The organism is Bacillus sp. T3, assembly GCF_033449965.1.
Lineage (GTDB): Bacteria > Bacillota > Bacilli > Bacillales > Cytobacillaceae > Bacillus_BU.
On record NZ_CP137761.1, the window covers coordinates 3,296,850 to 3,312,344 of the forward strand.

The following is a 15,495-nucleotide window of genomic DNA, read 5'->3' on the forward strand; positions in this document are numbered from 1 at the left end:
TTACATTATTGCATGGTGTTCTTTTACCACTCGCAAATAGTTTAACTCAGAATCCTCTGCACCTTGAACCTGGAAGTCCTGCCTCTATATTTTCTTTAATATAGATTATATTTTCCAATGTTATAACCTCACCCTGGGATGAAAATAGGAATTCCAGGAGGATAAACCATAACAAATTCTGCGATGATTCTTCCCACAGATTGTTCAATTGGAACTACTTCCGTATCTGCATAAAAGGCATCACGAGGTGTTAATGCCAATGAAGGAATATCTGGCAATATAACGAATGGATTTTGTTTGGAAACAGAATTTCTATACTTAACAGACAACTCCTTTAAAGCTTTTACAAGTATAAATAAATCCACTTCACAGTCACCTGATGTGACAATACAAAGAATGTTGTATAAATCCGACATCTCAACTTCAATATTAAATTTTTCACGTAGCCATACTTCTACGTCATGTCCAGAGACACCTAAATCTTTTACAGAGATTAAAAGTTTTGTTGGGTCATAGGAAGCCGCAGCAGATGAATGTAACACTTCTTTCCCCATACAATACAAACCTTCAATTTGATTTATTTCATATCGTGTTTTCTCTGCAAGTCGAATACAATCTTCAAGCAAAGCTTGTCCCTCTGTTGCCAAAGATTTTCTAGCTACATCCAATGAGGCAAGCAATAAATAAGAGGTTGAGGTTGTTGTCAACATACTTAATATCGCTTGTACTCTCTGTGGTGATACGAGATTCCCACGTAAATTTAAGATTGAACTTTGAGTAAGTGAACCACCAAGTTTATGAACGCTTGTTGCTGCCATATCAGCACCTGCCTTCATAGCGGATATTGGTAATTCATGATGAAAATGAATATGCGCACCGTGAGCCTCGTCAACTAGCACTGGAATATTTCTAGAATGAGCAATGTCTACAATTCTTTTCAAATCTCCAGAAACTCCAAAATATGTTGGATTTATTACAAGTACAGCTTTCGAATCTGGATGCTGTTTTAATGCTCTCTCTACAGAATCAGGTGTAATCCCATGAGAAATGCCCAGTTTAGGATCGACTTCAGGATGTACAAACACAGGAATAGCTCCCGATAAGACAATTCCACTCATAATTGATTTATGGACATTCCTTGGTACTATAATTTTGTCTCCAGGATTACAAACCGACATAACCATAGTCATAATTGCTCCGCTTGTCCCCTGTACTGAAAAAAAGGTATAATCTGCACCGAATGCTTCTGACGCAAGATCTTGAGCTTCTTTTATGACTCCTTTTGGCAAATGTAAATCATCTAACGGACCGATATTGATTAAATCAATCGATAGCGCATTATCTCCAATAAATTCTCTAAAATCCGGATTCATCCCTCTCCCTTTTTTATGTCCAGGAATATGAAATTGAATAGGATCTTTTTTTGCATGTTCTATAAGAGCCGTAAATAATGGTGTATCAAATTGTGTACTTATTTGTTTTTTATCAATATCTAAATCTATATCTAAATCTCTTTCTAATGTAGCCAATCCTGAAACCATTCTCTTAATCCCCTTTCTCCTCTAAGTCCATTGCGCCTTTGTAAACAAGATCAAACAGCTCTTCCAAATCGTTTTCTTCAACACATGAGAAGGCAATTCTTAAATCTGTATCATTAATCGCAATGGTCCCTACCCCATATTGATCTAATAAATGCACTCTAAGTTTTTCAGCGTTGATCTTTATTAACCGAAGGCACATAAAATAGCCCGAGTTAAATGGATAAAAAGACCAATATTTATTTTGAAATTTTTCTTTTAGTAGAATTTCCTTTACTTTTCGAGCCCTTCGTTCCAACACTGTGAACTTTTTCTGTTTTTCTTTCTCAAATTGTTTGGATTGTAATGAATCCAACGTAATGGTTTGCGACAAATGAGAAGAACTCGAAATGGTCCCCCTAATAATCCCTTTTGTTTTTTCCTCTAATGCTTCCAAAACCGCTTGACTCTCAGCCGAATAGGTGATAAATCCAACTCGCAAACCCCATACAAAATTTTCTTTCGTCGCTCCATCTATTTTAATGGGTAATATTTTTGGATGTAATCCAGAGAGTTTACCGAACAATGATTCTTTTATGGAATCTTCGTAAAATAAACCAAAATAAGCATCATCTAATATGACGACTATTTTAATGTCCGCTAACGCTGCTTCATTTAATACAGAAATAATCTGTTCTACTTCCTCAATATGAGGGGTATAGCCAGTTGGGTTATTGGGAAAATTCAACAAAACAATTGCCTTCCCGGATAATGATTGTTTCATTATAGATTTTTTAAAAGAGGTAACATTAAATTGTTGATTTTCATCAAATAACGGGAAAGTTTCCAGATTTCCACCTCGTCTTACATGAAAGATAGAATGATAGTTTCCCCAATATTTATCAGGTATGATGATTGTATCGTTAGAGTCTACAAATAAATCAGCAATTACACTGAGTCCATGTGTAAGAGCATTCGTTACAATAGGTAAACCTATCTTTTTATTTTGTAAAGATGGATTATCCCGTAACAATTTTTCTTTCCATGCTAGACGCAAGCTCTTTTTTCCCTCAGGTGGTGAATATGGATAAATGTCCTTAGGTGAATATCCGACTAACTGATCCTGTATATGTTTAAAGTGCATTGGCTGATTATTCTCAGTAGCAATACCGATCGTTGCATTAAATCGATATGCTTTTTTGCTGGCCTCCGCACTTTGACTGAGTATGCCCTTTGGATAGTATAAATGTTTTCCTAGATTGGAGAGCATATCATATATATATGAATTTTCATTTTTTATCGTATCATTTAGTTTTTTTGCCAAAACATTCAATGCTCTGTCCCCTTTATTAATGGTTTAGAATAGTTTTTAATTGATCAATCAAGGTAGCATTTTCTTCTGATGTTCCAACAGAAATGCGAATAAACTCTGGCATCCCCCAAGTATTTCCATAGCGAACAATAATTCCTTTTGCCATCAATTGATGATAGATATCCTTTGCTTTAGGTCCTAGTTCGACTAAAACAAAATTACTCATACTTTCATAATATTTTAACTTCAGTTCATCAAATGCATGATACAGTTGTTCACGTCCGACCCTGTTCACTTCTTTCGATGCCTCAACATGATCTTCATCTGTAATAGCAGCAGTTGCTGCAGCTTGGGCCAAGGAATTGACATTAAAAGGTTCCTTCACTTTCAAAATATCATTTATAATGGACTCTCTTGAGATTCCAAAACCAACCCGCAGTCCTGCTAGACCATATATTTTTGAAAAGGTTTGTAGAACAATAATCGGATAATCCTTTTTAACAAATTCAATACCGTCTGTATAATCAGCAGCTGTTGCAAAATGGCTATATGCAGAATCAAAAACTACCAGAATATGTTTTGGTAGGGCCGTTAATAATTGATCAAGTTTATTCTTAGGCAAATATGTCCCTGTCGGGTTATTAGGGGAACAAATATATACTAATTTTGTTTTTTCCGTTACGGAAGATACAATAGCATGAATGTTAAATTGAAAATCCTCACCAAGAGGAACAGCTACAACGTTTGCACCCATTAAATTGGCTCCAAAATCATATTCACTAAAGGATGGCGAAGGGACAATGATTTCAACACCAGGCTCTAAAAACGTCTCAGAAACTAAAGTAATCAGTTCATCTGCTCCATTTGTTATGATGAGATTCTTTTCATTCAAACCAAGCCTTCTTGTAATAGTATTCTTAAGGTTTGTGGCATTTGCATCCGGATATCGGTTCAATTCTGTTAAGCAGCCGCCAATTTCCTTGATAGCTTTTGGTGATGGTCCGATAGGATTTTCATTAGAAGCTAATTTAATTACCCTATCTAAACCTAATTCTTTCTGCACTTCCCAGATTGGTTTTCCAGGTAAATATGGCTTAATTTTGCTTAATGATTTTCGGGGTTCAATTAAACTCATTCTGTTCATCCTTTCTTGCACTATTCCATAATAAATCAATGTCGAATTTTGAAACCATCCAATCATCGGGAATTTGTATCATCCACTGCTTATTCTTAGAATCTAGTAATTATAAAACCAAAAAAATATAGAAATAAAAGAGGCAATGGATCACCACTGCCCTTTTAAAAAAATAGAATTATTTCACCGTTTAAGGATATTTAAAAATGCTGCAAAGTTTCAAGTGGACAACTTACTTGTGTCTATAGTTGGATTTATAATTGAAGCACCACTAATGGATAATGTTAGTCTGAAACAAATTCTTTCGTAATTCTAACTCTTTTGGGCATATATTTTCCATAACGGTGTAAATTTGAACGTCTATACTCCTCAGCTTCTTCTTTTGTTTCAAACTCTTCGTATTCTTCAACCTCTTCTTCAGTAACTAGTTCATTCACTAAAATCCAATATTCTTTGCAATACATTTTCAACTACCTCTTTTTTATGATTATAATATTAGTTTGGAACAGGAGTTGGAGTCGGTGTTCCATATGATTCATATTTTTCATTAATATAATTGTTAATTTCCTTAAGCTCTTTTCCATCTTGACTCATTTCTACCGCCTCACGGGCGATTTGGACACAAATGTCTCAAGCGGTTCCGTGTGGGTCCCATTCAGTTACTGCATTGTCTGAATCCATATTTTTGACAAAACAATCAAGATTGCTCATATGGCCGGCCCCTTCACCGCAACCACAAAAACATGGGACAGAAGCCAATACTTCAGGGTTCTGTGATGCCATTACATAAGTCTCCTGCACTTGTGGCGAGGTCGATAAAACAAAGTCTGGAAATTTTGCATGCTTTGAATCCAGTGATAAATCATTTTTTGAACTACAACCTGCTAACAACCCTATAAGCAAGAGTAAAACCATGATGAAATTAGAATATCTCATGTAAATAAAGCTCCATTTCAATTATTATTGACTTCATTGTGCCTAGTTACGAAACGAGTATTTGCTATGTTTCTAACCATCTCCTTTGCGTAAATTCCTAGTATTTATATCTATATCATAAGGAATTTACATAAATTAAAGGACCATCCAATCCTTAAAGTTTTTCCTCATCCAATTTATGTATTTTCATTCATAAAATAAATTTAATTATCAATAAAATCCTTATGTATCAAGGTTTAGAAAAAAGAAGACCTAGTGCAGCATCACACCAGGCCTTCATTAAGGTCATATTTTATCCACATTTGATAACGCCTCTGCAAATCGATAGATCCCTTCTTTGATCATGTTTTGACCTGCTCTTCCATAAGTGAAACGAAGGCACCCTTTTTCTGTCCCTAAAACATTCCCCGGGACATATGCGACACCCTTTTTTAAGGATTCTTCCAATAGTTGATTTTCATTTACAGATTGATTAACTTTCACCCAAAGATGGATTCCACCTCTAGGTGACAAAAATTCAACCTTTTGTCCTAGTAAATCATTTAGACTTTCCACGATTTGGTTTCTCTGATTCTCTAGCTGGACTCTTAAATGAGTAATATGTGAATCGAATTGCTCTGATAAAAGAAATTGATTTGCCACCCATTGTGGAAATATGCTGTGGCCAAAATCTACCTGTTGTTTCGCATCTGCCAGTCGTTGAATAACATTTGTAGGGCCGGTCACCCATCCGATTCTTAAACCGGATGCAACAATTTTGGAAAGTGAACTAATATAAAGGACATTACCATTATCATCCATTGACTTAAGCGTTGAGTTTATTTCACCATTATAGGAAGTTAAACTGTAGGGATCATCCTCAATTATGGGAATCCCAAACTCAGCCGATAAAGCCAATATTTGGCGGCGACGTTCGAAGGATAATACGGTCCCCGTTGGATTTTGGTAATCTGGATTTAAAAAGACCATTCGAATTCGATGCTGCTTGTACATGGTTCGAATATCGTCAGGATTCACCCCATGCTCATCAATCGGAAGATGAAACGTTCTTAATCCTGCTGATTGAAAAATGGGAAGGGAATAGCTATAAGAAGGATCCTCAATTGCTACCGCATCCCCAGGTTTCAATAGACACTGTACAATTAAATGGAGGGCCTGTTGAGCACCCGATGTAATAAGAATAGACTCGGGATTTGAGACAATATTCTTATATTGCTTGATATGGGAAGATATAGTCTCGCGTAATTCCTCATTCCCCAGAGGGTGATCATAGCCTAAATGTCCAGTAAACAGGTGCTGTGAAAATAAATGTTGAAATTGTTTGTTCGGAAATAAGTTTGAGGACAACTCTCCACTTGCCATGTTAATAAGAGCATGTTCCTGCGTTTTCATTCGGAGTTTTCGGACCACAGGAAGATTAGGAAGAAAAGAACCATCCTCCAAATACCTCCCCCAGTTCGGAATCCGCTTATGTGTCAATCCCCATATATCTGTACTAATTCTTGTTCCGCTTCCTTTTTTTCTTTCTACTACACCTAAAGACTGTAATTCTTCATATGCCGCTACCACCGTGCTCCTGTTTACTTGCAATGATTCAGCAAGGGCTCGTTCAGAAGGCAGCATACTTGCTGGAGAAAATAATCCAGTGGAAATTCCGTGTTCTATATAATCAGCAATTTGCTTATAAACGGGCTTTTTATCAGACCGATTGGGTTTCCATTCCAAAATACACTTCACCTCTATTAAATATTTCTATGAATTTAATTATATCAGCTCTAAAAAAAATATATCTAGTGGATGGGCTATTTTCTTTGTAATTGGATGGTTATCCTTTTGTTGTTTATCCTTAAAATAAACTTGTTATGTATTTATAGAAAGCAAAAATAATTGAATCAAAGGTTAATGGATGGATTTTTCTCTGAAAGAAAAACTGGTAATGAATAAAGGGGGATAAATTTTGACAATCGCTTATGGACTTGTTGGCATTACCCTAGTGGTCGCTATTATTGGAACACTGGTACTTACAACAAAATCAGACGAAAACTATAAAAAGGAAACTAAGCAAAATACCTTTAGACTGACTTCTATTTATATCGTCGTCATTCTAGTATCTATTATCGGTTTAGCATGGTACATCACGAATAATTAAGCATTCAAAATTCTACGAATTCTATTGAAGAATGGAGTATCGAAAAAAATGCAATTATTTCTTATGTTATTTCTAGTATTGGCTATGGTTACATTGTTTTTCTCCGGCTATTTCATCGGTGTATTAAGGGAACGTCACGGCAAATGTTGGATCATGTGGGTACCAATCCTAATAGCTGTCTTTATGTTCAATGTCATTTGGGCCCTAACCGAGCTGGCAAAGTCCCCGCGATGGAACTGAAGCACATAATGCAAAAAAATGCGTTAATCACTGGTTGATTAACGCATTCTTTCATTTAAGCTGAGCTACTTAATTATTCTATATTGCAAGTATTTGAGTTTCCTGTAAGCTATCTGAATGCAGGCTATACGCTACTACTTTCTTCTTGTACTGTTTAACTACATCTACACGATCCTCGTAAAGGAACACAAAAAGCTGAATTTCTTTCTTGCCTCTTTTTGTATTAATGATGATTGGGTTCCCGCCCTTCTCAGGATTTAAATATCTTTGCTCTGTACCAGGCCAGATGTAATATTTTTCGATAAAAATAGCTTGGTTGAAAAAATGAATAAATTGAGCTTTATTCTTCCCGTCTAATGGCTTCCGGTCAATCGTTACGGTAACATTCTCGTCGTTAAGCTTAGAATGAGTTTCAAAATAACTTAAAATCCATTCAACCGTACCCGTTGGAAGACAGGTCATTAGTAATTTAATAAGACTTAGAAGAACAATCGACAATATTACTCCCCATGTCATATCTCTCATCATCCCCTTGATTATAAAATTTGACCATTTAATCTTAAATCAATTTGGATGATTCTGTACCATCCAATAAGGGGTTTTTATTGCCGTCCAATTTTAATAAAATCATGGTCATACGAGAATAAGACATTTAGATGTATTTCATAATGTAAATAAACTTTAACTGAAGCTCTAATTTTACCTATGTATTAATCACTAAAATGCACAAATTCGCCAACAGGCTTTCGATAACCCCGAGGACGAATATTATGTGTGGTCATTTTCCCGATTGGAATCATTAAAATTGGCTGATGGTGATCAGGAATCCCATAGATTTCTTTGATTATATCGACATTTTGAACATGCATTGGACATGTATCCCAGCCTTTATCCTTTGCTGATAACATGAAGAGCATGGCGGATAAACAAGCGTTTCGAACATTATCTTCTTCTACAAATCTCGGATTATTTGCAAAAAGGTTATTAATTAACTCAATAGTTCGTTCATATTCATATTTATCTATAATTCCCAACACTTTCATTCCTTCGTATAAGCGGGGAGCTTCTTTATAACCTTCCTTATCTCCACATACGATAATAGTGGCAGATGCACTGAGGGTTTTGTGCTGTCCATATGATGCTTCTTTAACTTGTGCTTTCTTTTCTTCAGATGTGACGACATAATAATGTGTTGTTTGAAGATTATAACTAGAAGGATGGCTCTTAACCACCTCAAATATTTCTCTTAATTCCTTTTCTGTTATTTTTACATCTTTTTGGAAGTTTGTGGCCGAACGTCTAGCTTTTGCTAATTCAATAAAATCCATTTTTTCCACATCTCTTTCTGTTTAGACTTTTATTTTCCCAGAATACCGTAAAAAACCTCAAAATAAAACATCTCGAAAATGAGATAATAACATGTGACTTCTTTTGTGTAAATAGATTATATTTTATTAACATAATTTTTGTTTTAATGTTACTAACTTTAGTGTTTATAAATGAGAATTAGTTACAGAAGTTACTTTTTGGTTTTAACCTTGTTTCTTCTTTGAGGCCTAATCCATAATAAAGTTTAAAGTCAAAAAAACTAGGAATTTAATTCTTCCTAGTTTTAATAGTCACCCTAAAAGGTTCTGCATGGTAAAATTCCGAGCCTTCTATTTTTAATTTCTTGATATTATACTTTTTAGTTGAGAGTAAACCTCTCCTAACTCAAAATACTTAAGTTTCAGATTTAAACCATTCACCGTTATACAAATTTCTTTCATATTCATACTCATCCAATGGTTTGCTATAAATATAACCCTGAATCTCATTACAGGATAATTGCCTTAATATATCTAACTGTTCTTTTGTCTCGACGCCTTCGGCTACTACAGATTTCTTCAGCCTTTGACAAAGGTTAATAATAGCTGCTGCTATTTGATAATTTTCAACAACGTTATGAATACCATCTATAAGACTTTTATCTAACTTAATTGTTTTACATGGAAATTTCCGCAAATAACTTAAAGCTGAATATCCGGTCCCAAAATCGTCTAGTGCTATCGTTATGCCAATATTATTAATTTCAGTTAATGTCTTTAAGACTTGTTCTTCTCTATTTATAATTACACTCTCAGTGATCTCAAATTCTAAAAATTTTGGATCAAGCCCCACCTCAACAAGTATCGAGGAAACCAATTCTACAAAGTTAGGTTTCTGTAATTGTAAAGAGGACAAATTAATAGAAGTTTTTAAAGGTGTTATGTTTTCTCGTTCCCACGCCTTAATTTGGTTACAAACTCTCCTAATTAGCCATTCACCAATGGGATTAATTAAACCGGTTTCCTCCGCCAATGGAATAAATTGATTCGGTGGTATCATTCCCCATTTTGGATGCTGCCATCGTATTAACGCTTCTGCACCAGTAGTTTTATTGGTGATTGGATCAAAGCGTGGTTGATAATATATAACAAATTCTTCATTATTTATAGCTCTGTTCATATCATTCCTTAATGTAAACTGTTTATTACTATTTACATCCATGGTTGGGGAGAAGAATTGATATTGATTTTTCCCTTTATTCTTTGCATGGTACATTGCCATTTCTGCATTTTTCAATAATACGCTAAGATTTATCCCTGAATGAGGATATGTACTTACTCCAATACTTACTGATAAAAAAAATTCATTATCATTAATTTTGAATGGAGTATTATTAATTAGATTTACCAATTTCTTGGCATTTTTATGAATTTCTGCGAATTTTTTTATATCTTTAAGCAAAAAAACAAATTCATCTCCACCGAGTCTGCCCAAAAATACGTCTTCATCATAAGCAGCTTTAATCCTTACTGAAACATCTTTTAGTAACTGATCTCCCATATGGTGCCCTTGGGAATCATTTAAATGTTTAAATTCATCTAAATCTAATAACAATAACGCAAAAATAGATTTATTGTTACTGGCTTTTTCTATTTCTTGATTTAATTTATTCTCGAAACTCCTACGATCCGGTAACCCAGTCAAGTAATCAAAATAAGTATTTTGATTACTTACTCCTGCTAGTCTCACTTGTTCTGAAATATCTCTAACGTAAATGACAATTCCATTTATTTGATGATCACTAAAATAATTAGTTCCCTGTACTTCACACCAGATATAAGAATTGTTTTTATGTTTTAGTCTTAATTCAGTTCGGACTGAAATATTGGGATTTTTCATAATTTCATTAATCAGATTTTGAAAAATATAAAGATGTTCAAAATTAATATATTTGACGAGCATAGTACCTATACTCTCTGAAGCTCTATAACCTAAAACCCTTTCTATTGTTGGATTTATGTATTTGATTTGACCATTAGGATCGATAATTGCAATTATATCTTTGTTGTTTTGTATCAACAAATTTTCATATTTATTACTATGAATAACGTTCAGTTTTTCTTTAAAAATGTTGTATTGACTAATATGTTGAAATTTTTCCAAAATACCCCTTCCCCAACGTACTCCTTTGATTTATCATGACTAATCATTGTAATTTACAATCAAATACTTAATCTAAATGAAACAATCTAATTAACACTAATAAAACCAACTTAGTCAACGATTAGTTCTAACTTCTTCATTACATTCATTAATTTTTCAATATCAACAGGTTTGGCTGCATAAGCTTCACAACCAATATCAAATGCTTTGTGTACATATTGTGTATCTGCCAATGCACTTATCATAATGACTTTTGCCTTTTTATCACTTGAAACCTTAGTCTGTTTTTCGTAATCTCTAATTGCTTTAAGTACCTTAACTCCATCAACTTTGGGCATCATAATATCTAAACAAATGAGGTCATATGGAGAATTTTCCTTCACTGCGATCAGAAAGGCATCTAGTGCTTCAAGACCGTCTACCACCACATCACATTCTCCATACCCCGAGAAAAACTTTAAAAGAAATTTTCTGCTTACTAGATCATCTTCGGCAATTAGTATTTTCATTGTTATTACTCCTTTATAAGTTAATAGCTTTTTCGAGAATCTTAAACTCATCATGGATTTTTAAAGAAAACTGATAGGTTTCAACTAAATTACCTCTTCTTGATGCCAATTCAGTCTTAAATGCCATAGTTTTAATTTCATCCAAACCGATTAAGTTGGCCAGGACTTTTATTCTATGCGCAAGATTATCAATTGATTCCATTTCACTTTGTTGTAGTTTAGACATTAGTTCATCTACTAATTTACTTAACTCTTTAAAAGAAGATGGTTGACTTAATCCAACAGCCTCCTCAGGTTTCTTATGGAAAAATTCAATTTCACCGTTTTCGTTTAATCTAAAACTGAGATTTTCCTGATCCATTGGCACCTTCATAACTTTTCCAATGATTTCAAATAATTCTTCTGCATTTATAGGTTTGGACACATACTCATCCATAGAATTATTCATAAAGCGTTCTCGGTCCCCATGTAGGGCATAGGCTGTAACAGCGATAATTGGAATCCGTTTAGCACTTCCTCCAAATTCCCTAATTCTTTTTGTTGCTTCGAGTCCATCCATATCAGGCATTTGAATATCCATAAGCACAAGATCAAAGTTGCCATTTTTAAACATTTCTACTGCTTCAATACCGTTATTCGCAACCTGAACGGAATGTCCTCGATTTTCAAGTATTTTTTTAATAACTTTTTGGTTTACTTTATCATCTTCTGCGAGAAGAATTGAATATGAAATCCCGTTTTCTTTCGGGGGTTCTATGCTGATATTATCATCTTCGACCCTTTCACCTTTATCAAAGGTAATAATAAAAGAGAATGTACTTCCAACTCCTACGCTACTCTCAACGAATATTTCAGCATTCATCATCTCAATTAATTGCTTTGAAATAACAAGCCCAAGCCCTGTACCACCTACTTTTCTGGTAAAAGATCCGTCAACTTGACTGAAGCTTTTAAACAATTTACCCATATCTTCTTTCGCAATCCCTATCCCTGTATCAATAATTGAAAACTTCAACGTTACATCCTTCGCTGTTTCGGCTATTTTCCTTATAATTAAGCTGACTTCACCCTGATCAGTAAACTTAACTGCATTACTAAGTAAGTTATTTATTACTTGCTTAATCCGATTTGGATCACCTTTTATATTTTCTGGGATTGCTGAAGATAACGAATAGTTTAATTCTATGTTTTTCTCTGCAGTGCTTCGTGAGTGCAGCTTAACCGTTTCTTCAACTAGTTGATGAATATTGAAATTTATTTTTTCAATCGTAAGCTTCCTAGCTTCCATCTTAGAAAAATCAAGAATGTCGTTAATAATCTGTAGCAATGAGTTCGCACAGGTTTTTGCTGTAAGTAAATTGTCCTTTTGTTCAAAGGATAAATTACTTAACAATGTCAAATCAATCATACCCAGCATACCGTTTAAAGGTGTTCTTATTTCGTGACTCATATTGGCCAAAAATTCACTTTTCGCATGATTAGCTCGTTCCGCCTCAAGTTTTGCCTTTTCTAATTTTATTTCAGCGAACTTACGTTCAGTAATGTCAAATAACATAACAACAAAGTAATCTTTTTCAGGACTATAAACCACAGCAGAGTACCATTCATTATTTTGTTGGGAAAAAATTTCGAATTCCTTCTTCCTTCCTGGATTTGACGCAATTTCCCATAATATTTTTTCATGTGGTTCTGTGTGGTTAATCCCAATTTCCTTTAATTGAGAATTTCTCATTCCTTTCAATTGATTTAATTTTATTATTTTTTCAAAAGAATCATTTACATCTAAAAATTCAAAGTCCACTGGTTGTTCCTTATGATCAAAGTTAACCTTACAGAAAGCAAAACCACCATTCATGTTCATGAATAATGAATGGTACTTTTTTTCACTTTGATAAAGCTTGGTATACGAATTTTTTTCCTTCGTTATATCCTTAATAATAAACGCTATGTGTCCAGAGGAAGGTGAAAAAACCGATATAGAAAGCCATTTTTGTAAATCATCAGAAAAATAATTTTTAATTTGTAGACTCTTAAATTGTCCTTTTTTTATATATGCATTCCTAATCAAACTTATTAATTTATGATGGGCTTTAGGGAAATGTTGTGATAATTTATTATCAACACTATTAACAATTCTCTGATAAGATAAGTTAGCTTCTACATAAGTAAAATCAATTGGAAGTCCTTCTTCATCCCAAACCGTTTTATATAATGCAAAGCCATCTTTCATGTTTAAAAACAATGATTGATATCTTTGTTTATTTTCTGTAATTTCCTTTTCCACTTTATTTCGTTCTGTCACATCTCGAACCATCTCTAACAAGACTTTCTTTTCATTGTGAATAAAAACACGACTAATTACTTCGATATCAATTAACTCATTATTCTTATTCCTGCACCTGAGTTCCACCTTTGATTCTCCGTGTTTTAATTGTTCATCTCTTTTTCTAATAAGTTTTTCCTTTTTATCCCCATCTTCAATAAAAAGAAATGGACTTGAATAAGGAAGTTCATCTCTCTTATATCCGAAAATAGTGCATGCACGTTCATTTACTTCAATTAAATTTCCTTTATCATTATGTTCAGTAACTTCCACTACAAAGAGCCCATTAGAGGTGTTTTGGAAGATTAACCGAAACTTTTCTTCGCTATCTATTAAAGCCTTTTCAGCTTTTTTTCTAGTAGAAATGTCTCTTATAAAACTAACTATTACCCTTTTATCACCAAAATTTGCTCCTTGTGAGCTAATTTCAACGGGAAAAGCACCACCATCTTTGCGTAGGTGGATCGTTTCAGTATACAAGCCTTTATCTAAAGCTTGTTGTAAGTGTGAATCAGTAAGTGACGGTTCTTTTCTTAAACTTTTAACATTCATAGAAGTTAATTCTTTATGACTATAACCATAAACATTCAATGCAGCAGCGTTTGCATCAATTATCCTTCCGTCAACATCAACAAAAAGAATAATATCATTTGAACGTTCTGATAAAATCTGATATCTTTCAGATCGTTCTTCTGCATATTTCCGTTCTGTAATATCTGTAGCCATACTCATATAACCGTCAAAATTTTTTTCATAGAAGTAAGGTCTTATTTCAATATGAATCCAGCGTAATTCTCGTTTATAATTTATGACCCTAATATCAAATTCATGAGGTTTTTGATTGGTGATGGAAATGTCGTGAATTTCTTTCAACTTAACCTGATCTTCAGGATGAACATAATTCATCCAATCATTTAATAAATCATTCTCTTGAGACTTTCCAAAATATTCAAACCATTTTTTATCTATGTAGACCAATTCCCCATGAATATTTGTTTTCCAAATCATGTAAGGAAATGTTTCTAACATCGTTAAATATTGGTCTCTTGCCTTCAGAATCTCTTCTTCTCTGTTCTTATTATTAGTTATATCTAGTAAAACAATTACGGCATGGTTTTTCCCATTAACCATCATTGGTGTCGTGCTTGCTTTAAACCAAATTACTTTTGATTTCTTACCCCGAACAAGTACCTTTGGAAAAACTAAGTTTTTTGTGGATACTCCATTCAAAACTGCCATTTCAATTGCAGTTTTAATATAGCACCCCTGACAATTTTGTCCATAACCACATCCTCTTTCATTTTCAAGTGAACCACTGCATCCAATTCCATTGCCTATAAGTTGATCAATAATAGGCTCGTTTTCACTGTCTATATACCTGAGGGCATTCTCATTTATTTTTTTTATTGTATTATTTTCATCCACTACGATTACCCCAATTGGGGCGGTATTAAATATATTTTCAAAGTTATCCCTTTCATTTTTGATTGATATTTCCATTTTTTTAATTTTGCTAATATCCCGAAAAACAAGCACTACTCCTGTTACAGACTGATCTAAGTTTTTAATCGGTGAAGCATTTGCTGAGACATATTTTTCATCAAGATTTTTTGAGATCAGGACTGTATTTTCTTTGAGGCCAGTTGACTCCTTCTGTTCAATGACCCTTTGTACTATGTCTTCACAAATTTCTCTTGTTTCATAGTCTATAATGGAAAATAAAACTCTATAGTCAACTCCAATTGCCTCCTCAACTGCCCAACCTGTAATTTCAGTTGCCCTTTGGTTTAGGAATACAACTTTTCCATATAAATCAGTTGCAATAACTCCGTCACCAATACAATCAAGTGTTGCTTCAAAAAAAGAAGCTTTAGAATATACACTATTGTTAATTGATATCATC

Annotated in this window: 11 protein-coding genes and 1 pseudogene; 1 reads left to right on the plus strand and 11 read right to left on the minus strand. The window is 33.9% G+C overall.

Translation table 11 applies throughout. From position 1 onward, the window contains the following. The 6 genes and pseudogenes from RGF10_RS16945 to RGF10_RS16970 all read right to left on the minus strand — a co-directional run bounded on the left by RGF10_RS16945 (position 1) and on the right by RGF10_RS16970 (position 6,625). A pseudogene (locus tag RGF10_RS16945) lies at positions 1-1,475 on the minus strand (aminotransferase class I/II-fold pyridoxal phosphate-dependent enzyme). 70 nt (positions 1,476-1,545) lie between these two features. Beyond that, complete coding sequence (locus RGF10_RS16950; RefSeq protein ID WP_318503961.1) at positions 1,546-2,850, minus strand: aminotransferase class I/II-fold pyridoxal phosphate-dependent enzyme; 1,305 nt, start codon at positions 2,848-2,850, stop codon at positions 1,546-1,548. 16 nt (positions 2,851-2,866) lie between these two features. After that, positions 2,867-3,973, minus strand: coding sequence for a histidinol-phosphate transaminase (gene hisC, locus RGF10_RS16955; RefSeq protein WP_318503963.1), 1,107 nt, complete (start codon positions 3,971-3,973; stop codon positions 2,867-2,869). A 275-nt stretch (positions 3,974-4,248) separates the two neighbouring features. Further along, positions 4,249-4,428 carry a hypothetical protein gene (locus RGF10_RS16960; protein ID WP_318503965.1) on the minus strand — a complete coding sequence of 60 codons (180 nt, stop codon included), beginning with the start codon at positions 4,426-4,428 and terminating at the stop codon, positions 4,249-4,251. A gap of 31 nt (positions 4,429-4,459) precedes the next feature. Continuing rightward, positions 4,460-4,900 (minus strand): PCYCGC motif-containing (lipo)protein, encoded by a 441-nt coding sequence (locus RGF10_RS16965; RefSeq protein ID WP_318503967.1) that lies wholly within the window; start codon positions 4,898-4,900, stop codon positions 4,460-4,462. Between the two features lie 285 nt (positions 4,901-5,185). Continuing rightward, a complete protein-coding gene (locus tag RGF10_RS16970; protein WP_318503968.1) occupies positions 5,186-6,625 on the minus strand; it encodes a MocR-like pyridoxine biosynthesis transcription factor PdxR in 1,440 nt (479 codons plus the stop codon). A gap of 232 nt (positions 6,626-6,857) precedes the next feature. On the opposite strand from RGF10_RS16970, the gene RGF10_RS16975 reads away from it, so the two are divergent. Then, positions 6,858-7,049 (plus strand): hypothetical protein, encoded by a 192-nt coding sequence (locus RGF10_RS16975; RefSeq protein ID WP_318503970.1) that lies wholly within the window; start codon positions 6,858-6,860, stop codon positions 7,047-7,049. A 318-nt stretch (positions 7,050-7,367) separates the two neighbouring features. Here RGF10_RS16975 and RGF10_RS16980 read toward each other — a convergent pair whose 3' ends face one another. The 5 genes from RGF10_RS16980 to RGF10_RS17000 form a co-directional block, all read right to left on the minus strand. Further along, complete coding sequence (locus RGF10_RS16980) at positions 7,368-7,805, minus strand: YfmQ family protein (RefSeq protein ID WP_318503971.1); 438 nt, start codon at positions 7,803-7,805, stop codon at positions 7,368-7,370. A gap of 194 nt (positions 7,806-7,999) precedes the next feature. After that, entirely contained in the window at positions 8,000-8,617 is a 618-nt protein-coding gene (locus tag RGF10_RS16985; protein WP_318503973.1) for a nitroreductase family protein, read from the minus strand. Positions 8,618-9,011: 394 nt separating this feature from the next. Next, positions 9,012-10,760 carry a sensor domain-containing protein gene (locus RGF10_RS16990; protein ID WP_318503975.1) on the minus strand — a complete coding sequence of 583 codons (1,749 nt, stop codon included), beginning with the start codon at positions 10,758-10,760 and terminating at the stop codon, positions 9,012-9,014. 110 nt (positions 10,761-10,870) lie between these two features. Further along, positions 10,871-11,269, minus strand: coding sequence for a response regulator transcription factor (locus tag RGF10_RS16995; RefSeq protein WP_318503977.1), 399 nt, complete (start codon positions 11,267-11,269; stop codon positions 10,871-10,873). Between the two features lie 13 nt (positions 11,270-11,282). Continuing rightward, positions 11,283-15,494 carry a PAS domain S-box protein gene (locus tag RGF10_RS17000; RefSeq protein ID WP_318503979.1) on the minus strand — a complete coding sequence of 1,404 codons (4,212 nt, stop codon included), beginning with the start codon at positions 15,492-15,494 and terminating at the stop codon, positions 11,283-11,285. Position 15,495: the final 1 nt, after the last annotated feature.

What these genes read in the sequence shown, in the direction of transcription:
- RGF10_RS16960 (WP_318503965.1), bottom strand. Translation starts at nt 4,428, where the DNA reads ATGTATTGCAAAGAATATTGGATTTTAGTGAATGAACTAGTTACTGAA.
- hisC (WP_318503963.1), bottom strand. Translation starts at nt 3,973, where the DNA reads ATGAACAGAATGAGTTTAATTGAACCCCGAAAATCATTAAGCAAAATT.
- RGF10_RS17000 (WP_318503979.1), bottom strand. Translation starts at nt 15,494, where the DNA reads ATGATATCAATTAACAATAGTGTATATTCTAAAGCTTCTTTTTTTGAA.
- RGF10_RS16995 (WP_318503977.1), bottom strand. Translation starts at nt 11,269, where the DNA reads ATGAAAATACTAATTGCCGAAGATGATCTAGTAAGCAGAAAATTTCTT.
- RGF10_RS16985 (WP_318503973.1), bottom strand. Translation starts at nt 8,617, where the DNA reads ATGGATTTTATTGAATTAGCAAAAGCTAGACGTTCGGCCACAAACTTC.
- RGF10_RS16980 (WP_318503971.1), bottom strand. Translation starts at nt 7,805, where the DNA reads ATGACATGGGGAGTAATATTGTCGATTGTTCTTCTAAGTCTTATTAAA.